Genomic DNA, 20,209 nt, shown 5'->3' on the forward strand with positions numbered 1-20,209 from the left:
CGCGGTGACCCGTATCGCGCTGCGTTCCCTGCGCAAGGAATATAACGGCCAGGTCGCGGTTCCCAATCTCGACCTGGATATTTCTAACGGCGAGTTCTTTACGCTCCTTGGCCCATCGGGTTGCGGCAAAACGACGTTGCTGCGCATGATTGCCGGTTTCAACTCCATTGAAGCCGGCACAATCTCTTTCGACGATATTGTGATCAACGACAGGTCACCGGCGGCGCGAAACATCGGCATGGTGTTTCAAAGCTACGCACTCTTTCCCCAGATGACGGCGGCAAAAAACGTCGCCTTCGGCTTGCAGACCCGCAATGTCGACAAGGCCGAGACCACCCGGCGGGTAACGGCAGCGCTCGAATCGGTCCATATGGCGCACCTCAAAGATCGTCTCCCCGGGGAGATGTCGGGCGGGCAGCAGCAACGCGTTGCCCTGGCGCGCGCTTTGGTTATCCGACCCGCTATGTTGCTGATGGATGAGCCACTTTCCAACCTTGACGCCAAACTTCGTGTCGAAATGCGCGACACCATTCGCGAGGCCCAACGCGAGGCCGGCATAACCACAGTCTATGTCACGCACGATCAGGAAGAAGCCATGGCGGTATCGGACCGCATCGCGGTAATGAATCTTGGCGTGGTGCAGCAGGTCGGCTCGCCTGCCCAGATTTACCGCAATCCTGCCAACCGCTTCGTCGCCGAATTCATCGGCAAGACCAATTTGATCGAGCGCGAACTGCACCATCGAAACGGCGCCACCATGCTCGATTTGGGCGATGGGGTTTCGGTCGACGTCACCTCTACTATTCCCTCCACCATAACCGGACGTGTTCAGGTGTCGGTGCGACCTGAAGCGGTGAGCGCGGCGAGTGAAGGCCTTAGTGCCGAGGTGGTGGCGGAAACCTTCCTTGGCTCGCACTCACAGATCCGGGCGCAATTGAGTACCGGCGAGACCGTCGAGTTCCTGGAATTCTCGCGTCGAGCCGCACTCTGGGAGCGCGGCGAAAAAGTGTCTCTCCAGCTCAAAACCGACATGTTGACATATTTCGATGCCGAAAGCGGCGTGTCGATCATGCACGGAGCCCAGCGGTGAAGGCTTCGGGGGGTCGGTACGATGGCTGGACCTCCGTGGCGCTCGCACTCACCGGCGGTTATCTGCTGTTGGTGATCTGGCCACTCATCATGGTGCTGATCAACAGCTTTGCTGGCGGCGGCGAGTTTTCTCTGGCCGGATTCGAAAAGTTCTTCTCCTCACGACTATATTACGGGACATTGATCAACAGCGTTCTGGTTACTGTTTGCGTCACCGTCCTGGCGTTGGTTGTCGCCTTTCCGCTGGCCTATTTCATGACCATGTTCCGCATTCAGGGCAATCGGACCGTCCAGATGCTGATCCTCGCTTCGATGATGTCACCGCCATTCATCGGGGCTTACTCCTGGATCCTGCTGCTCGGCAATAACGGCATGATCACCAAATTGATCGAGAGCGTGATCGGCGTCAAACCGCCAAGCATTTACGGTTTTGCCGGTATCGTGCTAGTGCTTACCCTGCAATTGGTCCCGCTGATCTTCACCTACCTCATGGGCGCCTGGCGCACCATCGATGTCGCCCTGTTGGAGGCCGCCGAGAGCATGGGCATAACCGGATGGCGACGTGCCGTTCAGGTAATTTCCCCGCTACTCTGGCCCACAGTTCTTGCTGGCAGCTTGCTGGTATTCGTGCGCGCCTTTGCCGACTTTGGAACGCCGATGCTCATCGGCCAGGGTTTTCGCACCGTACCGGTGCTCATCTACAGCTCCTTCGTGGGCGAAGTGAGCGTCGACAAGAGCTTTGCCGCCGCCGTATCGGTGATCGTCATAGCGGTCACGCTCGGCGTATTCCTGGTACAAAAATACCTTGTCAGCCGCCAGAATTTCTCGATGACAGCACTGCGGCCCATCGAGCCCAGCCGCTTGCCCGGATGGCGTGGCGTTGCGGTCCATCTTTATATCTATGGCTTTCTGACCCTGGCGCTGGCACCGCTCATCGTTGTCGTCGTCAGTTCCTTCCGGAACACGCTATATGGTCAGTTCGTCGATGGATATTCCTTTGAGAACTATCTCGATTCCCACCGCGACATCCTGCGCTATGTCGGCAACACCTTCGGCATTGGCATTACCGCGCTGGTCATCCTGGTCATCGTCGCCGTGCTCGTCGCCTACCTCACTGTGCGCCGCAAGGGCATGCTTAGCGGTACGCTCGACACCATGACCATGGTACCCTATGTGGTCCCCGGACTGGTGATTGGTATCGCCCTTGTCACCGCCTTCAGCCAGGCACCGCTGATCCTCACCGGGACCTTCACCATCATGGTGATCGCGCTCACCATCCGACGCCTGCCGTACTCCGTGCGCTCGACCACGGCGCTCATGTATCAGCTTAACCCGAGCATTGAGGAAGCGGCCATCAGTCTGGGGGCGTCCAAATTCCGAACATTGGTGCGGATTATCGTGCCTGCCCTGGCGCCCGGCATTCTCTCCGGGGCGATTTTGAGCTGGGTCACCATCATCACCGAGTTGAGCACGACGCTGTTCCTCTACAATACCTCGACCCAGACGTTGTCGCTCGGTATTTATGCCGAGGTCATTCGAGGCCAACTCGGCACCGCTGCAGCCCTGTCAACAATGTTGCTTGCGCTTACCATGCTGTCACTCATTCTGCTGATGCGGCTACCCGGCGGGCAAAGGGAGTTGCGGGTCTGACCATTGGCCGCAGCAGACAGCGATTATGGCGCACAACTTGCAATGCGAGCATGTACAATTATGGGGCGGCAGTGGCGTTGTGAATGGCCCCCATGAACGCCACTGGCGGCAAGAGCCGCCGACGTCCAGCGAAAACTACTGCTTTGCCTATTGCGCAGCGCTGCGCTAAGTCATGCCACTGTCGCATACAACCGTTCTCAGGCATCTCAATAATGGTCACGCTCAAGGAAATTGCCAAGAAGGTTGGCGTCTCGTCTGCGACGGTTTCCCGCGTGCTCAATTTTGATACCACCTTGTCGGTCACACCACAGAAGCGCCAGGCAATTATCGAAACCGCCGAAGCGCTGAGTTACGCAACGCCACGCGCCCGCAAGCGTACGCGGCAGCGCGATCTGCATCGCGTGGCGCTCGTCCACTTCCTGCGGCCCGAACAGGAACTGACCGACCCCTATTATGTCGGCTTGCGGCTTGGCATCGAGAGCCGGTGTCATGAGTCTCAAGATCGAAACGATAAAGGTCTATCATACCGTCAGCATGCCCGACCCGACCTTGCTGCAGTCCGCCGACGGCGTCATTGCCATCGGGATACATTCCACAGCGGAAATCGACTGGCTTCGCGAACATTGCCGGCACCTGGTCTTCGCTGACTTTGCGCCACCCGGCGATGAATTCGATAGCGTCGGCAGCGACCTGCGGACCGCCACCCGCAAAATGCTGAATGCCTTGAACGATATGGGGTACAAAAGGATCGGGTTCGTCGGATGGGCGGAGTCTGCGGATGAACCCTATTCGGAAACCCGCTGCCGGGCCTATGTCGAATGGTCCCGGGAATTTGCGACCTTTGATCCCAGCCGCTGCATTACTGAACACAGCATGGATCGAACCACCGAAGAGTTCGGGCACCGGCTCGCACCGCGGCTATTGTCCTCACCCGAACTACCCGATGCGATTTTGACATCCAACGACAATATCGCAGTGGGCATATATCGCGCCCTGCACGAGCGCGGCCTGCGCATTCCCGACGATATAGCGGTCGCCAGCTTTAACGACATTTCGGTGGCGCAATTTCTCAATCCGCCTTTGACAACCATCCGGCTGCCCGCCGAAGAGATCGGGAAAACCGCCGTCAATCTCCTGGTCGAACGCCTTGGCGGTCGGGATCTCTCGCGCCATATCAGCATTGCAAACCGCATCATCTGGCGGCGCAGCACACACGCCGTGCAGGCGATGAAAAGCGGCTGAGATAAATATTTACTAAATTATTGCACTCGCCACCCACACCCGTTAAGGATTGGTGTCTGGCAGGGAGAGAGCCTGCCACGAATTGGGAGGAATTCATGAATCTGTTTGCTTCGAGATGGAGCCGCGTGCTCGGCACCACCATGGCTGGCGTTGGCATGCTCACGGCGACCGCTGTGTCTGCCAGTGAACTGACGGTCTGGTGCTGGGACCCTAACTTCAACATTCCGGCAATGACCGATGCCGGTGCCCGTTATACCAAGGACCACCCGGACACCACGTTCAACATCAACAACATCTCTCAAGACGATATCAACCAGAAGCTGCAAACCCAGCTTTTGGCCGGCGTCACCGACGGGTTGCCCGACATGGTGCTGATCCAGGACGACAACGCACAGCGCTTTCTTCAGTCATTTCCAGGCGCTTTCGTCCCGCTGTCTGACTCCATCGACATGACGAAATTTGCATCCTACAAGGTTGCTGCGGCAACCTATGACGGCAAATCCTATTCACTCCCGTTCGATTCCGGCGTTGGTGGATTGTTCTATCGTTCCGACTATCTTGAACAGGCTGGCTACGGCGCTGACGATCTCAACGACATCACCTGGGATCAGCTGATCAAAATCGGCACCGACGTCAAGGACAAGACCGGCCATCAGCTGCTGAGCATGGACTATAATGATGACGGTATGATCATCATGATGATGCAGTCCACCGGCCAGTGGTATCTCAAGGATGGCAGCGAGCCGAATATCATTGATAACACCGCCCTCAAGGCCTCCCTCGAAGTTTTCCAGAAGATGGCGCAGGCCGGTCTCATCAAGTCGATCACCGGCTGGACAGACTATACCGGTGCTTTCACCTCGGGCGAGGTTGCCGCTGTGCCACAGGGCGTCTGGATCACCGGCACAATCAAATCGCAGCCTGATCAGAGCGGCGATTGGCGTGTAGCACCCCTGCCCAAGGCTCGACGGTGTCGATGGCGCAACGCATTACTCCAACAATGGTGGCTCAAGCTGGTACGTTCTGGCCTCGTCCGAGCACACGGACGAAGCCGTCGACTTCCTCAAGACCGTCTGGGCCGGTGATGTCGACTTCTATCAGGGCATCCTCGTCAATCAGGGCGCCGTTGGCTCGCTGCTGGCAGCGCGCGACGGTGACGCTTACAAAGCGAGCGACGACTTCTTTGGTGGCGAGCCAGTCTGGCAGAACTTCTCCGATTGGCTCAGCAAAGTGCCTTCGGTCAACTATGGCACCTTCACGCCCGAAGCACGTGCTGCGGTCCAGGCTCAGCTGCCCACCATCGCCAATGGTGGCAGCATCGACGATGCGCTCCAGGCCATCGACGGCCAACTCCGTCAGCAGATTCAATAACCACGACCTTTCCGGGGGCGGGCTTCGGCCCGCTCTTCGCATACCATCATACGGCACTGACATGGCCGTGGTGGCACGATTGAGCGTGATTTGGAGGGCGGCATGGCTCAAACTCGTTTCGACCGAAACGCGCAGCTAAATGGATGGGCATTCATCATGCCCGCCATGGTGCTCATCGGTATCTTCATGATCTATCCGATATTATGGTCGCTCTGGATGAGCTTTCAGGTCGGACGCGGCACCAATTTCCAGTTCGGTGGTCTCGCCAATATCAACCGCTTGCTCAATGATCCGGTTTTTCTGCGCGCGCTGACCAATACCTGCATATTTTTCATCGTGCAGGTGCCCATCATGATCATCCTCGCCCTGCTGTTCGCCGTGGCACTCAACGACTCGACGCTGCGCTTCAGGGGCCTGTTCCGCACCGCAATCTTTCTGCCATGCGTAACCTCGCTTGTCGCCTATTCTGTCTTGTTCAAATCAATGTTTTCCGGTGACGGCGTTGTCAACAATGTGCTGCTGGCAACCCATCTGGTCAGCGACCCCATTCCATGGCTTACCGATCCGTTTTGGGCCAAGATCGTCATCATTCTTGCCATCACCTGGCGCTGGACTGGCTACAACATGATCTTCTACCTGGCGGCGCTGCAAAATGTCGATAAATCGATTTACGAGGCGGCACGCATTGATGGTGTTCCGGCATGGGCCCGCTTCACCCAGATCACCATTCCAATGTTGAAGCCAGTGATCCTGTTCACCACCATCATTTCAACCATTGGCACACTGCAATTGTTCGACGAAGTGAACAACATCACCCAAGGCGGTCCCGGGGACGCGACGCTGACCCTGTCGCTTTACATCTACAACCTGACATTCCGCTTCATGCCCAGCTTCGGATATTCGGCAACTGTGTCCTATGTCATCGTCATCATGGTGGCGATCCTGAGCATTGCTCAGTTCATGATCGCCCGCGACCGCCGGAGGACAGCATGAACTTCATGATCGTTCGCCGGGCGGCGGTATATCTGTCACTGTCCATTGCCACGTTCATTTCGATATTTCCGTTCTACTGGATGGTGGTAGGGGCCACCAACGAGTCCCGTGACATCGTGACCGGCAAGAGCACTATAGGCACCAACCTTGTGGCGAATTTTCAGAATTTGCTGGCCCAGGTCGACCTGGCGCAAGTGTTCTGGAATTCAGCCGTGGTGGCGATAGCCGCAACAGTGCTGACACTCGCCGTATCGTCGCTGGCCGGTTATGGATTCGAGATCTTCAGATCGCGCGTGCGCGAGCGCATTTTCCAGGTGCTGCTGCTACTATTGTCCATTCCGTTTGCCGCCCTGATGGTGCCGCTGTTTGTGATGATCTCGCGAGCCCATCTGACCAACACCTTTACCGCGGTCATTCTGCCCACCGTCGCCTCGATCTTCATCATTTTCTATTTCCGGCAGGCCACCAAGGCCTTTCCCGGTGAATTGCGCGATGCCGCCCGCGTTGATGGCCTAAAGGAATGGCAGATTTTCCTTTTTGTGTATCTGCCCTCGATGCGCTCGACCTATGCGGCCGCGACCATCATCGTCTTCATGACGAGCCTGGAACAATTATTTGTGGCCGCTCATCGTGCTACAGACGGAGGACAAAAAGACCATCACCCTGGTGATATCGTCTCTGACGTCGGCCTACACACCCGATTTCGGCGTGATCTTGCTTTCCACCGTGCTCGCCACTCTTCCCACGCTCATCATCTTCTTCGTCCTGCAGCGACAATTCGTGCAGGGGATGTTGGGCTCCGTCAAATAGGCACACTTTTCACGATGCGTTCGATCCAATCATTCAATACCGACTGGCAGTTCCACGCCGATCCCACCGATGCACTGACATCGGCGTTCGTGGAGGGCGAACCAATTGTGCTGCCGCATAACGCGCTCGAACTGCCGTTCAACTATTTCGATGAAAAGGCCTACCAAAAACCATTCGCCTATCAAAAACTGATCCGCCCTGACCCCGCCTGGGCGGACAAGGAAGTCACGCTGCGTTTCGATGCGGCAATGGCCGATGCCAAAGTCTATTTCAACGGCAATGAAATCACCGCGCACAAGGATGGATATACGCCCTTCGAGGCCAGGCTGACCGGTCTGCTCAAGGATGGTGACAACCTTTTGACCGTGACAATCAACGGCAGCGAAAACCCTCAGATTCCGCCGTTCGGCGCGATGATCGACTATCTCACCTATGCTGGCATCTACCGTGATGCCTGGTTGCGGGTGACGCCACCCCTCTTTATCGCCAACCAGAAGATCGAGACACCGAATGTGCTTGAAGGGCGCAGATCGGTCAGAATTGCCGTTGCCCTGGCCAATCCGCAGGACAAAGCTCTTTCCGGCACCATCCGGGCCACACTTCGGGACGGCGACACGGTACTGGCAACGACGTCGTTGCCAGTGACCGGGACTGATATCGCCCTCGCATTTGATGGCCTCGAAAACATAAAATTGTGGGACATCGACACCCCCAAACTCTATGCAATCGAGCCTGGTGCTCGAAACCCCGCATGGCACCGATGCCACCGAGACCAAATTTGGCTTTCGTAGTGCTCAATTCACGCCGGACGGCTTCCTGCTCAATGGCCAGCCGCTCAAAATCCGCGGTCTTAACCGGCATCAGTCCTTTCCCCACGCCGGTTATGGGCTGGGACGCGCCGCACAGGAGCGGGATGCAGACATCCTCAAGCATGCGCTAAAACTCAATACGGTACGCACCTCGCACTATCCGCAGTCAAGCTGGTTCCTTGACCGCTGCGACGAGATCGGCTTGCTGGTTTTCGAGGAAATTCCCGGCTGGCAACATATTGGCGGTACCGACTGGAAGACGGAATCGGTCAAAAATGTCCGCCGCATGATCGAACGAGACTGGAACCACCCCTCGATCATCATCTGGGGCGTGCGCATCAACGAAAGTCAGGACGATCACGACTTTTATGCCGAGACGAACCGCGTTGCCCATGAACTCGACACGACCCGGCAGACCGGGGGCGTTCGCTACATCACCGAGAGCGAAATGCTCGAAGACGTCTATACGATGAACGACTTCATCCTCGGCAATGAGGAACTCGGCGGCAATCGGCCACGGACGCCCCTGCGCCCGGTGGCCGAGACCACTGGCCTCGACCGGCCGGTTCCCTACCTGGTGACCGAATATAACGGGCACATGTATCCAACCAAAAGCTACGATCAGGAGCAGCGGCAGGCCGAGCATGTGATCCGTCATCTTGAGGTACTCGACGCAACCTATGGCGATCCGGCCATTTCGGGGTGCATCGGCTGGTGTGCATTCGATTACAATACACATGCCGATTTCGGCTCGGGCGATCGTATTTGCCATCATGGCGTGATGGATATGTATCGCGAGCCCAAATTTGCCGCCTACGCCTATGCCAGCCAGGCTGAACCCGACAATGATCCCGTGTTGGCGCCAGTGACCTTCTGGGCACGGGGCGAACGCAATATTGGCGGCGTGCTGCCATTGATCGTTCTGACCAATTGCGACGAAGTTGAGTTTACCTACGGCGCCAATCCACCAAAACGGATCAAACCGGACGTCGAGCGCTTCCCGTACCTGCCCCATCCGCCAGTCATCATCGACCGCCGGCATTTTTCCGCCGACGAACTCGGACGCTGGGGGATGGTATGGGAAGACGCCAAGATCGTCGGCTATGTCGACGACAAACCGGTGAAGACGGCCAAATTTGTTGCCAATCCGGTGCTCACGACGCTGCAAGTCACACCGGATCGCGAGATATTGGCCGCCCAAGGCAAGGATAGCGTCCGCGTCATGGTGCGGGCACTGGATCAGGCGGGCAACAAGATGCCGTTTCTGTTCGAGCCGGTCAGTATCTCTGTTGAGGGCGCCGCGGTTGTGCATGGTCCGAAACTTGTATCATTGCGTGGCGGCGCGACGGGGTTCTGGCTGGAATCGACGGGCACGACCGGACCTGTCTCGGTTACTGTGACAAGCGAACGCTTGGGCACAACAACTGTTCAACTCAAAGCGGAATGAGGAAAATCGCATGAGTGGATTGAAACTGCGCGGCGTTCGCAAATCCTTTGGCAGCGTCGAAGTGATCAAGGGCATTGATCTCGATATCGACCCGAACGAGTTCGTGGTTTTCGTTGGTCCGTCCGGTTGCGGCAAGTCCACATTATTGCGGATGATTGCCGGACTTGAGGGAATTACCGAGGGCGAGCCTGGATATCGGCGGGACGCGCATGAACGATGTCGATCCGTCCAAACGCGGGATTGCCATGGTTTTCCAGACTTATGCGCTTTATCCGCATATGAGTGTGCGTCAGAACATGGGTTTTGCGCTCAAGTTCGCCGGCGTCGCCAAGGACGAGATCGACCGGCAGGTCGATGAAGCGGCGCGTATCCTGGAGCCTGGCCCCGCTCATGCATCGCCGGCCGGGCGAGTTGTCGGGCGGGCAGCGCCAACGTGTGGCGATCGGACGTGCCATCGTGCGCCATCCAGAGGTGTTTCTTTTCGACGAACCGCTCTCCAACCTCGATGCCGAGTTGCGGGTGCACATGCGCATCGAGATTGCGCGGCTGCACAAGGAACTGGCGACAACAATCATTTACGTCACCCACGATCAGGTCGAAGCGATGACATTGGCCGACAAGATTGTGGTGCTGCGCGATGGATCGGTGGCACAGGTGGGCAGCCCGTTAACGCTCTATGATGACCCCGACAATTTGTTCGTGGCCGGTTTTATCGGGTCGCCGAAGATGAATTTCCTCAAGGGTGTGGTCGCTGAATCCGGCTCGGATGTGCGCCTGCTCGACTATGGTGACCAGATCATCCCGCTGCACGACAGCGTAGTCCGGCCTGCTGCGGGCACCAAAGTCACTGTTGGCATTCGTCCCGAACAATTCGAGCCGGACGGCAGCACAAAACTCGATCTCAAAATCGAAATGATCGAGCATCTCGGCGGCGAAACCTATGTTTATGCCAGTCACAATGATGGCGAGGTAATCACTGTCGCCGCGCGGGACGCCCGTGCCGTCAAGACCGGCCAGGATTTCGTCGCGCGGTTTAACCCGACAAGTGTCTTGCTGTTCGGCGCCGACGGCAATCGCATACGTTAGCAATGGTGCCGAGACGACTCAGTCATTGCGCTCGGTTTGGAGGTCGCGCGACTATTTTAGGCAGGTCTTGGACATGTCATCCCGACGACAGTGCCGGTGTGTGGGTCATGTCCTCAACTGCCGAAAAATAGCTGACACCCACGCCGTTAGCGACGCCGGTGTCAGCTGCGCGTCCGGTTACCCATTAGTGAAATTGCGCTGTCTCGGTTGACTCGCCCATCGCCGTGGTCGCGCTTTTGCCTTCACTCACCGCAAGCGATACCGCGTCAAAATAGCTGGTTCCGACCTCGCGCTGGTGGCGAACCGCAGAGAAGCCATGCGGCTCGGCGGCAAACTCGGCCTGTTGCAGGCGTGAATAGCCTGCCATGCCTTCGGACTTGTAGGCCCGCGCCAACTCGAAGGTTGTAAGACTGAGATTGTGGAAACCGGCCAACGTGATGAATTGATATTTGTACCCCATGGCGGCAATTTCGCGCTGGAAGCTGGCCATGGCGGCCTCGTCCATATGCTTGGCCCAATTGAAGCTGGGCGAACAATTATATGCCAGCATCTGTTCGGGATGGGCTTTGCGTACCGCTTCGGCAAACTTTTTGGCCTCGGCCAGATCCGGCTTGCTGGTTTCACACCAAATGAGGTCCGCATAGGGCGCATAGGCGATTCCGCGCGCGATGGCCGCATCGATGCCGCCCTTGAGGACATAAAATCCTTCCGAGGTTCGTTCACCGGTAACAAAAGGGGCGTCGTAAGGATCGATATCGGATGTAATCAACCGCGCGGCCTCGGCGTCGGTGCGGGCCATAATCAGTGTCGGCACGCCCATGACGTCTGCGGCGAGACGAGCTGCGGTGAGCGTGCGGATAAACTGGCTGGTGGGCACCAGCACCTTGCCGCCCAGATGACCGCATTTCTTTTCCGATGCCAGCTGATCCTCGAAATGCACGGCGGCGGCACCGGCCTCTATCATCGCCTTCATCAATTCAAACACATTGAGCGAACCTCCAAATCCGGCTTCCGCGTCCGCGATGATGGGCACGTAAAAGTCGATCTCTGTTGTGTCCAGACCGTCGGCCTGCTCCATTGTCTGAATTTGGTCGGCACGTTGCAGTGCCTTGTTTATGCGCTTGACCACACTGGGGACACTATCAACCGGATAAAGGCTCTGGTCGGGATACATGTTGCCCGAAGAGTTGGCGTCGGCCGCTACCTGCCAGCCTGAGAGATAGATGGCCTTGAGACCGGCCTTGACTTGCTGCACCGCCTGATTGCCGGTGAAGGTGCCGAGGGTGGGCACAAAATCCTCGCTGTGCAGCAACTCCCAGAGGCGGCGCGCGCCGTTCTCGGCCAATGTATAGTGAATTGGCAAGGACCCTGATAGCCGCGTAACGTCGACCTGAGTGTAGCTGCGGGTGATGTTGCGCCAGCGATCGGGTGCATAGTCGGGCGTCGGGAATCTGGTCTTGTCGAGCATGTTGTGTCCTCCTCGGAACATGGTTTGCCAACCGTCTTGGCGGCATTGTTGGTAGGGTGATGTCAGGGTATGTGTGGCGACTAGGCGACGACCTTGCGGATGAAGGTGGCAGCGATCATGCCGTCGCCGGACAATAGGCTCGGTGCTAGTGTCGCCCGTCACGAGCGAAAACTGATGGCGACCAATCTTGCCAGCTATGGTGTAGCCCTGCTTGCCCAACTGGCGCGCCTTGAACTGGGCCATGGCGGCGCTGGCCGAGTGGGCAATGATGGTCAGATATTCCACGCGTTCACTGATGGACGGGCTCATTCGCAATTCTCCTCGGTTGTTGTGTAAACATTTGACAAACGAGTAGAACATGCAAGAAATAAGCTACAATCAGGCTGTAAATCTGTAAATACACTGTCAAGTTTCGACGCAAAACTGTAAAGCCTGTCAAGATTGCGCGGAGGGCAAATGAGTGAAATACAAGACAAGCAGATCGGCGGTCGTATCAAGCGGCTGCGCCGTCAGAAGCGGATTTCACAAGCCGATCTGGCGCGAACATTGGGCATTTCGGCGAGCCTACCTCAACCTGATTGAGCATAATCGCCGCAAGATCACGGTGCCGCTGCTGTTCTCAATCGCCGGCTATTTTGGCGTAGAGCCCGGCGACTTGGTGGACAGTGACGAGGGACGATTGCTGGGTGACTTGATGGAGGCGTTCGGTGACGACATTTTCGCCGATAGCGACGTGACCAATCTCGAAATCCGGGACCTCGCACAGTCGAACCCAGAGGCAGCGCGGGCCGTGCTCAAGCTCTACGACCGCTATAGGCTCCTGGCCAAGTCGGGTCCGGCTGCCAATATCCAAGGTGAAGCCGAACCATTTCATCTCGCCACCGACGCCATTTCGGACTTCCTGCAGGAACATGCCAACCACTTCCCGACTCTCGAAGCGGCTGCCGAACGCATACGCGCCGATATCGACAGGTCGGGCGACAATTTCGGCCATGGATTGTGGACCTATCTGTTCAATGTGTTTGGTATTGAGGTGCGGCTGGCGTCACTGGCCAATGGCATTGCCCGACAGTTCGATCAACGGCGGCAGCATCTGCTGGTATCCGATATCCTGCCGACGGAATCGGCGCTGTTTCTCGTCGCACATCAGCTCGGGCAATTGGCTGCGGGCGACGAGATCGATGCGATCATCGACGCGGCCGGGCTGCCCGAGGGTGACGCGCCTGGCCTCGCCCGCAACGTATTGGCGGCCTATTTCGCCGCGGCATTGACAATGCCCTACGCGCCATTCCTGCGCGCCTGTAAGGATCATCGCTATGATATCGAGCGCATCGGGCGACGATTCGGCGCAAGTTTCGAGCAGGTTTGCCACCGCATGACGACCTTGCAGCGACCAGGCGCCACAGGGATACCGCTACATCTGGTTCGGACTGACATTGCCGGAAATATCTCGAAACGGTTCTCACTCTCGGGCATTCATATTCCGCGCCACTCGGGCGCCTGCCCGCGCTGGAATGTGTATTCGGCGTTTCTCAGCCCCGAGCAGATCAATATCCAGCTGTCGCAGATGCCGGATGGGCGGAGTTACTTTTGCATAGCCCGGACCATCGCCAAGGGCGACCATCGCTATAATGCACCGCGTCGATACATGTCGATCGGGCTCGGTTGTTCTATCCATCACGCCAAGGAAATGATCTATTCGGACGGCATTGATTTGAGCGGCGAGAGCCAGTTGGTACCCATCGGGGTGGGCTGCCGAATCTGCCCGCGCCTCGAATGCGGACAACGGGCCTACCCGCCCGCCGACTATCGTTTTACCCTGCGCGACGAAATCCGCCCCCGTAGCCTATATGGCCTTATGAGCGGGCTGTGATTGCTGCAATGTGCGGGAGTGTGACGACGCTGCATGAATCAATCGGGCGCCGTCAATTGGACTTCAGTTTCCAGACCCGCTTTAGAGCATGCGGGCGGCAATCTACTGCCGTCGCGGCACGCGTACCTTCCCGCTGGCGATGACAACACCCAGGATTGCGATGGCAACACCGGCCAGTTGAGGCGGCGCAGGCACTCGACCAAAAAATACAGCAACGACAAGGGCAGAGACCGGAACCAGATTGAACAGAATCGAGGTAGCCGCGGGCCCTCGGACTGCAATACCGACCTGCCAGAAGATGTAGGCCAGTACCGAGCCGACCAACGCCATGTAGACCACGACCAGCTGCGTAACCGAAGTCGTTTGCAGCACTTCTTGCACAGGGGACTCGATCAGAAAGGCGATCACCAGTAGGCCGATGGCCCCAAAAAACATCGTCCAGGCGGCAGTCTCGATCGCCGCGGCCCCGCGCACCCAGTTGCGGCAACCGATGGTATAAAGCGCCCAGCCGACGCTGCCGGCCAGAATCAAAAGATCGCCACTTGCAAAGTGCGTCCCCGAAAAAGCTCCGACCGTCATCGCCACACCGATCAGGCTGATGGCCATGCCGATTATGGTAATGGTCTTTGGTTTACGACGTTGCAAAAGCGCGTCGAGCAAGCTTGTTGTCAGCGGCGTCGTCCCCATGATCAGTGCTGCTGTGACCGGGCTCGACGTCTCCATGCCCAGAAACAAGACCGCATTGAAGCCGGCCACTCCAACAATGCCGAGCGTCGCGAATGCCGGCCAGTTCCGTTTCAAAACCTGAAGGTCGATGCCGCGGCTTAACCCCAACCAAGCGAGAATGGCAACCGCAGCAATCGCGAATCGATCCGCAGCAGCCGTCCAGGGCGAGAGATGTTCGAGCACGATGCGTGTTGCCTCAAAATTCGTGCCCCAAAAAATGGCGGCAAGTGCGCTGGTTGCCAGGGCTCCACCGTCCGACAGTGCGGGTTTGGCGGGAGTGACGTCGATAGTAGACATTTACGCCTCATATGCGTTTTTCCAGATCGAAAGGCGCATTTACACTTTTCGTTATCATATAAGTAGCGCTAGGATCGGCGGATTATTTTTCAAAAATGGAAAATGATGAATCTGCTTAACTGGGACGATACGAGGATATTTCTAGCGCTTGCGCGCGCGGGCACTTTGTCGGAAGCAGCGCAGCGTTTGGGGGCGGTGCGGCAACCGTCGCGCGCCGAATCGACAGGCTGGAACGCGCGCTCGGGGTTCCGCTTTTCCTGCGCCATCAAAGCGGCTATCGGCTGACGGATCAGGGCGAGGCCCTGATGCCGCGAGCAGAGGCGGCAGAACTGGCCATGCTGGGGTTACACGCCGAGGCGGGATCGCAGGATGACGTCACCGGGCTGGTGCGTCTTGCCAGCATTGAAACGCTGATCGCGCCAATCATCCTGCCCGCATTGACACAAGTCCTAGCGCAGCATCAAGGGCTGAATGTCGAGATTCTGTCCAGTGCGGCCACGGTCAACCTCGACCGCCACGACGCCGACCTTGCCCTGCGATTGGTTCGGCCAGAGCGTGGCCATCTCGTGGTGCGGCAAATCGGCAGTCTGGGTATTGGCCTTTATGGTCCCGCCGGCAACGACATGCCCAAGCGGTTCGTGACTTGGCCCGATCAGGAAGCGGTGCGGACCTTGCTCAACTGGTCGCGCGCCTTTGGTGCCGATCGGGCACCTCGACTTTCGGTCAACACGCTGGCGGGCCAGATCGAGGCCGTTGCACGGGGCGTCGGGATTGCCGTGCTTCCCCATGTGTTGGCTCGCCGCGAAGGGCTGAATCTTGTGGCCGACAGACTGCCGGATGGTGCGCGGATGACACTGCCCATCTTCCTTGCGATCCACGCCGATCTGGCACATTCGCGCCGGGTCCGAACCGTGGCCAATTGCCTTGTCAGGACCATGAACACAAGGCGGGCCGAAATCGCTGAGCCGTGATCGTCGAGCAGCCGCTTGGCCCTTACGAATGCCGCCTAAAGCTTGAGATCCATCGGGGCGGTCACGTCACCTCGTTGCAAGTGCGTCTTCGAAATTTGAAGGGCCGCAGACATTATCAAATGACATGAAACGGCCCCCTTCATCGGTACCGGCCTAGAAGCGGCGTTGCGCACGCGAGACATTGAGGGTCTGACAATTTGCGGGCTGACGCCACCCCAATTGCGTTTTCACCACCACGCATGTGGCGGCCAATTCGGCCAGATTACCGACCGCTCGTTCGGTGCAACACTATAGGCACCATGACAATCCAGGGTGCGGTGGCGGGCGGTAGCCTTTATGCCTCGAACCGCACGCCACTATCGTAGCCGTCGCGTACTGTGCGTCTAGAGTGCAGCGGCGCGACCACCCGCGATCGTCGTGGCCTGGCCTTCATTAAGACGCTCCGCCACAATGGCGAGCCAGATCATCCATGAGAGGCCAAAAACCCAGGATGCGACGATGGCAATCGACTGTGCCGACGAGAACCCTTCAGTCCCGGCAATCCACCCCTGCGCAAGATAAGCGAATGCGGACAGTGCCATGAGCAAAGCTATAATTCGCGGTACTGATTTTGTCGTCGCAATAACGCTGGCAAACAGCAGTAAGGCAAGGGCCAGCATGAAGTCCTGGTAGCTACGCATGCCCCATTCGAGCCAGCGGATACTCTCTGCGGTCGCAAAGCGAGCCGCCTTTTCGGCTTCGGGAGCGCTGACCCACGCCATTACGACCTGTTTTAGCGCTACACCGTCCACAGCCTGAAGGGCACCGTAGAGGGCCAGGGTTGCTGCCGTCGCCGCAGCGCCACCGCGGATCAGCCACTTCGCCCGGCCGCTATCGCGCTCCAGCACGAAACCGAGCCCAATAAGACCGGCGAGCAACATGGCCATGCCTGCGAACTGGCCCACATGCACGCTCGACCAGATGCCATCTACAGCATAATGGGCAAAGATCGCCTGGTGGTTGTTCGCGTCGCCACCCGTGTGAAACTGGGTAGCCACGATATAAAGAGGCTTGTCCCGTAAGCATCAGCCAGGCTCGCAAGACGCAGCGAATTGAGTGGGCTGACTGTTTTAGCATTTGTCATCTCTGAATCCTTTCAGGTTAGCGGCGTTGCATTGCAGCGCGGATGTCGTATCGGGTGAGGCCGATGTCGCGAAGCTGACGTTCGCTGAGATCGGAAAGCTCCAACGCAGCCAGACGGCGGCGGCGGTGCAAGGCATAATTGGCCATGATGCGGGTGAAAGACATGACAACCTCCGTTGTTTCGATGGCGGGAGGTTCTAGATGAGAAGTCCGGCGGACAATTGAACAAAAGGGCTGCACGACTTCGATGCAGTTGCGCATCGGAATGCATGTGCCCGCCGGTCTTTCCATGGCGTAAGTAAAAGGTGAGAATCGGCTTTGGATAGTCTTCCAAGACAAATGGCCGTTATGGTATAATGCGCGTATGCAGCTTAACGGCATTGGACGCTTCATCTTCTGGTCGGGTGGAAGCGTGTGGATCGGCCAGGCCCTTGGCGTTAGTGAGGCTCCACGCACATCATGCCATCCAGGTCAGCGTGGGCCTTTCCGGTCGCGTTCAGTTTCGCACCAGCAATTCAGACGCCTGGCAATCCTACGATGCAGTGATGATCCCGCCTGACCGCACCCACACCTTTCAGGCGCCGGGCAAGACTATCGCGCATCTGTTCTGCGAACCGGAGTCGGTCCTGGGTCGTGCATTGCGGTTGCGTTTTGGCGGTGAGGACATATGCGCTGTTGCCGCGCCCGAGATCAGTCAACGTGCTGCACACCTTGCCTCAGCCTTCGACGACGGACAGGCCGATGAGAATATCGAAGAAATCGTGCTCGAAGCACTTTATTCTCTGGCCGAACGTATCGTCCCCCAACCGGTCGACCAGCGCATCAAACAGGCCATGACATTCATCTGGGGGCGACTTGCCGACACTTTGACCTTGGAGGACGTCGCTACCCATGTCGGGCTCTCTCCGGGTCGTTTCCGCCACCTGTTTGTCCAGGAGACAGGCATTTCCTTCCGCTCTTACCTGCTTTGGACGAGACTTAACCGGGCGCTCGACCTTGGCTATACTCACGGGTCCTGGACCAACGCCGCCCATGCAACGAATTTTGCGGACTCAGCGCATCTGACGCGTACGGCACGCCGCATGTATGGGTTTGCGCCGAGGCTCCCTGCGCCAGAATGGGCCGGTGGCAACGGGTCAACTGACTGGTTAGCCCCTATATTCAATTCTCGCACAATGGACAGGTTTATCGAGCCCTGCATAACCGCAACTCGAGGAACCAATAATGTCCGCCAAATTTTCACGCCGCCAGATTTTGTGGCTCGCACCACTCACCCTCATCATTGTCGCCGGCGCCGGATTCGCTGCCCGCATGATGGCACCGCCGCCGTCAGATCTCGACCTGTCGCTCAGTAAGGCCACCGATCATGCCCATTATGTAGCCTCGCTCGCGCCCGACCACTCACCCATTCCCGTCGGCGCAATACACAATTGGACAGTCAGGATCACGCAGTTGGACGGTGAGCCTGTGGATGCTGCAACGATCACCATCGATGGCGGCATGCCCCAGCATGGCCACGGCCTGCCGACCAGACCTGTGGTCACGACCGACCTGGGTAATGGAAGCCACCTGATCGAAGGCATGAGTTCAACATGACCGGATGGTGGACATTGACCGTCTCGATCGACGGGCCGAATGGCGCTGATCAAGCGACGTTCAACCTGGTGCTGTGATCATGCGACCGCGTACCCTTTTCATTCTTGCTGGTCTGGCCTGCGCTGCCTCGGTGCTCGGGGTGCGCTCGGTCATGTTCAATCCATATTGGACCGCCGAGGAGATCGAGCACATCGAATCGATGTCGCTCGCAAACCTGCCCCCGCTCCATCCAGACCCCTCCAACCGTGTGTCGGCCAATCCGGCGGCGGCGGCGCTTGGCAAGGCATTGTTCTTCGACACGCGGCTCAGCGCCAACGGCGCCATTTCGTGCGCCTCATGCCACAGGCCCGACCGCCAGTTCCAGGACGATCTGCCGGTAGGGCATGGCATGGCCAATGGCACACGGCGCACCATGCCCATCGTCGCTACAGCCTATTTCCCATTCCTGTTCTGGGACGGACGCAAAGACAGTCAGTGGTCCCAGGCACTTGGGCCCCTCGAAAACCCACTCGAGCACGGTGCTGACCGAACAATGGTCGTTCAGTTGGTGGCCAGTGCCTATAAAGCGCAATATGAAGCGATCTTTGGCCAAGTCCCCGACGTCTCGGGCCTGCCCCAACACGCCATGCCCAGCGGGTCAGCCGAGATGGTCGCCGCCTGGAACGCAATCGACCCTCGGCAGCAAAAAGCAGTCGGCCTCGCTTACGCCAATATTGGCAAATCGATTGCTGCGTTCGAACGGACTATCGGGCCTGTCCCGACCCGATTCGACGCCTACGCTTCCGCTTTGGCGGCTGGCGACCAGCAGGGTGCCGATATTGCCTTCACGGCAGCGGAACGTAGGGGCCTCAAGGCTCTTCATCGGACAAGGAAACTGCGCAAGTTGCCATAACGGACCACTTTTCACCGACAACGCCTTCCACAATCTGGGATTGCAATCGATGTCAGCCGACGTCGATAGTGGCCGGCGTGCGGCTGTCGAACAACTGGCGTCCGACCCGTTCAATTGCCTCGGCCCCTTCAGCGATGCCAAACCGGCCCAGTGTGCCGATCTCAACTTTATGGAGACTACGAGTCCTGATCTTTTCGGGGCCTTCCGTTCGCCATCGCTGCGCGGCGTGGCACAACGTCCCCCCTATATGCACGCCGGGCAATTCGCGACCCTCCACGCGGTTATTGACCACTACAACAACGCGCCCATAGCGAGTTTCGGCAGAAGCGAACTCAAACCCCTGCAACTTTCGGACCAGCAAATTGCCGACATCGAATCGTTCCTGGCGACCCTCAACCCGTCGCCGCCCGCGCCATAGAACGGGTGCGGGAGGCCGTTCTAATAAATTCGTTGATTTAATAGGCTGCTCAATGGCACACCAAAAAGCACAAAATCTACCAATTTCGTTGAGAACCGAACGATTGCAGTGCGTGAGGTTCGACCGGCCCATCGCACGCTAACGACCGGAACCGTGAAGCGCCAGGGGTGTCATATCGGTCGAGGAACCATGCCCTGGCACACAGGCGCCATCCCGATAACACCGAGGTCAACGGCCGCGTTTACACTCTCAATGTTACTGCGCCGATCGAAATAATGTTTTCTGCAGGGGGCCCTATTTCAACTTGACCATAGTCCGTGAAAGAAAAATGTAGACATCGCTTCCCTGT

16 protein-coding genes and 5 pseudogenes are annotated in these 20,209 nt (G+C 57.9%); 16 read left to right on the forward strand and 5 right to left on the reverse strand.

The window, feature by feature from the left end; all coding sequences use genetic code 11:
• Nucleotides 1-4: 4 nt before the first annotated feature.
• The 5 genes and pseudogenes from PSQ19_RS13560 to PSQ19_RS13580 all read left to right on the forward strand — a co-directional run bounded on the left by PSQ19_RS13560 (nucleotide 5) and on the right by PSQ19_RS13580 (nucleotide 5,066).
• Nucleotides 5-1,090: an ABC transporter ATP-binding protein gene (locus PSQ19_RS13560; RefSeq protein WP_282218169.1), complete on the forward strand. Its 1,086-nt coding sequence runs from the start codon at nucleotides 5-7 to the stop codon at nucleotides 1,088-1,090.
• A complete protein-coding gene (locus PSQ19_RS13565; RefSeq protein WP_282218170.1) occupies nucleotides 1,087-2,739 on the forward strand; it encodes an ABC transporter permease in 1,653 nt (550 codons plus the stop codon). Before PSQ19_RS13560 ends, PSQ19_RS13565 begins: the two co-directional genes overlap by 4 nt.
• 212 nt (nucleotides 2,740-2,951) lie before the next feature.
• Nucleotides 2,952-3,035 (forward strand): annotated as a pseudogene (locus PSQ19_RS13570) (LacI family DNA-binding transcriptional regulator); the annotation flags it as partial.
• Nucleotides 3,036-3,228: 193 nt separating this feature from the next.
• Nucleotides 3,229-3,981: a substrate-binding domain-containing protein gene (locus tag PSQ19_RS13575; RefSeq protein WP_282218171.1), complete on the forward strand. Its 753-nt coding sequence runs from the start codon at nucleotides 3,229-3,231 to the stop codon at nucleotides 3,979-3,981.
• Nucleotides 3,982-4,076: 95 nt separating this feature from the next.
• Nucleotides 4,077-5,066: an ABC transporter substrate-binding protein gene (locus PSQ19_RS13580; protein ID WP_282218172.1), complete on the forward strand. Its 990-nt coding sequence runs from the start codon at nucleotides 4,077-4,079 to the stop codon at nucleotides 5,064-5,066.
• On the opposite strand, the gene PSQ19_RS13585 is transcribed toward PSQ19_RS13580, so the two are convergent.
• On the reverse strand, nucleotides 4,990-5,349 hold the full coding sequence (locus tag PSQ19_RS13585; RefSeq protein ID WP_282218173.1) for a hypothetical protein: 360 nt from the start codon (nucleotides 5,347-5,349) through the stop codon (nucleotides 4,990-4,992). The two genes, PSQ19_RS13580 and PSQ19_RS13585, sit on opposite strands and share 77 nt — an antisense overlap.
• Nucleotides 5,350-5,454: 105 nt before the next feature.
• Between PSQ19_RS13585 and PSQ19_RS13590 the strand changes: the two genes are divergently transcribed.
• From PSQ19_RS13590 to PSQ19_RS13605, 4 genes and pseudogenes are all read left to right on the forward strand, one after another.
• Nucleotides 5,455-6,345 carry a carbohydrate ABC transporter permease gene (locus tag PSQ19_RS13590; RefSeq protein ID WP_282218174.1) on the forward strand — a complete coding sequence of 297 codons (891 nt, stop codon included), beginning with the start codon at nucleotides 5,455-5,457 and terminating at the stop codon, nucleotides 6,343-6,345.
• A pseudogene (locus PSQ19_RS13595) lies at nucleotides 6,342-7,155 on the forward strand (carbohydrate ABC transporter permease). The gene PSQ19_RS13590 and the pseudogene PSQ19_RS13595 overlap by 4 nt, the downstream one beginning before the upstream one ends.
• A gap of 14 nt (nucleotides 7,156-7,169) precedes the next feature.
• Nucleotides 7,170-9,411 (forward strand): annotated as a pseudogene (locus PSQ19_RS13600) (glycoside hydrolase family 2 TIM barrel-domain containing protein).
• Nucleotides 9,412-9,421: 10 nt separating this feature from the next.
• Nucleotides 9,422-10,497 (forward strand): annotated as a pseudogene (locus tag PSQ19_RS13605) (ABC transporter ATP-binding protein).
• A gap of 184 nt (nucleotides 10,498-10,681) precedes the next feature.
• Here PSQ19_RS13605 and aceA read toward each other — a convergent pair.
• Nucleotides 10,682-11,965, reverse strand: a complete 1,284-nt coding sequence (aceA, locus tag PSQ19_RS13610; RefSeq protein ID WP_282220706.1) for an isocitrate lyase — start codon at nucleotides 11,963-11,965, stop codon at nucleotides 10,682-10,684.
• 460 nt (nucleotides 11,966-12,425) lie between these two features.
• On the opposite strand from aceA, the gene PSQ19_RS13615 reads away from it, so the two are divergent.
• Entirely contained in the window at nucleotides 12,426-13,838 is a 1,413-nt protein-coding gene (locus PSQ19_RS13615; protein ID WP_282218175.1) for a helix-turn-helix domain-containing protein, read from the forward strand.
• A gap of 102 nt (nucleotides 13,839-13,940) precedes the next feature.
• On the opposite strand, the gene PSQ19_RS13620 is transcribed toward PSQ19_RS13615, so the two are convergent.
• Entirely contained in the window at nucleotides 13,941-14,861 is a 921-nt protein-coding gene (locus PSQ19_RS13620; RefSeq protein ID WP_282218176.1) for a DMT family transporter, read from the reverse strand.
• 137 nt (nucleotides 14,862-14,998) lie between these two features.
• On the opposite strand from PSQ19_RS13620, the pseudogene PSQ19_RS19905 reads away from it, so the two are divergent.
• Nucleotides 14,999-15,100, forward strand: a pseudogene (locus PSQ19_RS19905) (hypothetical protein); the annotation flags it as partial.
• A gap of 66 nt (nucleotides 15,101-15,166) precedes the next feature.
• Nucleotides 15,167-15,832 (forward strand): substrate-binding domain-containing protein, encoded by a 666-nt coding sequence (locus tag PSQ19_RS13630; protein ID WP_282218178.1) that lies wholly within the window; start codon nucleotides 15,167-15,169, stop codon nucleotides 15,830-15,832.
• Nucleotides 15,833-16,215: 383 nt separating this feature from the next.
• Here PSQ19_RS13630 and PSQ19_RS13635 read toward each other — a convergent pair whose 3' ends face one another.
• A complete protein-coding gene (locus PSQ19_RS13635) occupies nucleotides 16,216-16,869 on the reverse strand; it encodes a DUF4386 family protein (protein ID WP_282218179.1) in 654 nt (217 codons plus the stop codon).
• A 103-nt stretch (nucleotides 16,870-16,972) separates the two neighbouring features.
• Nucleotides 16,973-17,119, reverse strand: coding sequence for a DUF1127 domain-containing protein (locus PSQ19_RS13640; protein ID WP_282218180.1), 147 nt, complete (start codon nucleotides 17,117-17,119; stop codon nucleotides 16,973-16,975).
• Nucleotides 17,120-17,394: 275 nt separating this feature from the next.
• On the opposite strand from PSQ19_RS13640, the gene PSQ19_RS13645 reads away from it, so the two are divergent.
• The 4 genes from PSQ19_RS13645 to PSQ19_RS13660 all read left to right on the forward strand — a co-directional run bounded on the left by PSQ19_RS13645 (nucleotide 17,395) and on the right by PSQ19_RS13660 (nucleotide 19,860).
• Entirely contained in the window at nucleotides 17,395-18,309 is a 915-nt protein-coding gene (locus PSQ19_RS13645; protein ID WP_282220707.1) for a helix-turn-helix transcriptional regulator, read from the forward strand.
• Nucleotides 18,266-18,550, forward strand: coding sequence for a hypothetical protein (locus PSQ19_RS13650; protein ID WP_282218181.1), 285 nt, complete (start codon nucleotides 18,266-18,268; stop codon nucleotides 18,548-18,550). Before PSQ19_RS13645 ends, PSQ19_RS13650 begins: the two co-directional genes overlap by 44 nt.
• A 79-nt stretch (nucleotides 18,551-18,629) precedes the next feature.
• The gene (locus tag PSQ19_RS13655) at nucleotides 18,630-19,442 is read left to right on the forward strand and encodes a cytochrome-c peroxidase (protein WP_282218182.1); all 813 of its coding nucleotides are present in this window, start codon (nucleotides 18,630-18,632) and stop codon (nucleotides 19,440-19,442) included.
• Nucleotides 19,443-19,491: 49 nt separating this feature from the next.
• Nucleotides 19,492-19,860 carry a hypothetical protein gene (locus PSQ19_RS13660; protein WP_328517661.1) on the forward strand — a complete coding sequence of 123 codons (369 nt, stop codon included), beginning with the start codon at nucleotides 19,492-19,494 and terminating at the stop codon, nucleotides 19,858-19,860.
• Nucleotides 19,861-20,209: the final 349 nt, after the last annotated feature.

It is taken from the genome of Devosia algicola (genome assembly GCF_028816455.1).
GTDB classification, from domain to species: domain Bacteria; phylum Pseudomonadota; class Alphaproteobacteria; order Rhizobiales; family Devosiaceae; genus Devosia; species Devosia algicola.

Coding starts and splice junctions, on each gene's coding strand:
- PSQ19_RS13575 (WP_282218171.1), top strand. CDS start 3,229: ATGAGTCTCAAGATCGAAACGATAAAGGTCTATCATACCGTCAGCATG.
- PSQ19_RS13580 (WP_282218172.1), top strand. CDS start 4,077: ATGAATCTGTTTGCTTCGAGATGGAGCCGCGTGCTCGGCACCACCATG.
- PSQ19_RS13590 (WP_282218174.1), top strand. CDS start 5,455: ATGGCTCAAACTCGTTTCGACCGAAACGCGCAGCTAAATGGATGGGCA.
- aceA (WP_282220706.1), bottom strand. CDS start 11,965: ATGCTCGACAAGACCAGATTCCCGACGCCCGACTATGCACCCGATCGC.
- PSQ19_RS13620 (WP_282218176.1), bottom strand. CDS start 14,861: ATGTCTACTATCGACGTCACTCCCGCCAAACCCGCACTGTCGGACGGT.
- PSQ19_RS13630 (WP_282218178.1), top strand. CDS start 15,167: ATGCCGCGAGCAGAGGCGGCAGAACTGGCCATGCTGGGGTTACACGCC.
- PSQ19_RS13640 (WP_282218180.1), bottom strand. CDS start 17,119: ATGTCTTTCACCCGCATCATGGCCAATTATGCCTTGCACCGCCGCCGC.
- PSQ19_RS13650 (WP_282218181.1), top strand. CDS start 18,266: ATGATGGCACCGCCGCCGTCAGATCTCGACCTGTCGCTCAGTAAGGCC.
- PSQ19_RS13655 (WP_282218182.1), top strand. CDS start 18,630: ATGCGACCGCGTACCCTTTTCATTCTTGCTGGTCTGGCCTGCGCTGCC.
- PSQ19_RS13660 (WP_328517661.1), top strand. CDS start 19,492: ATGTCAGCCGACGTCGATAGTGGCCGGCGTGCGGCTGTCGAACAACTG.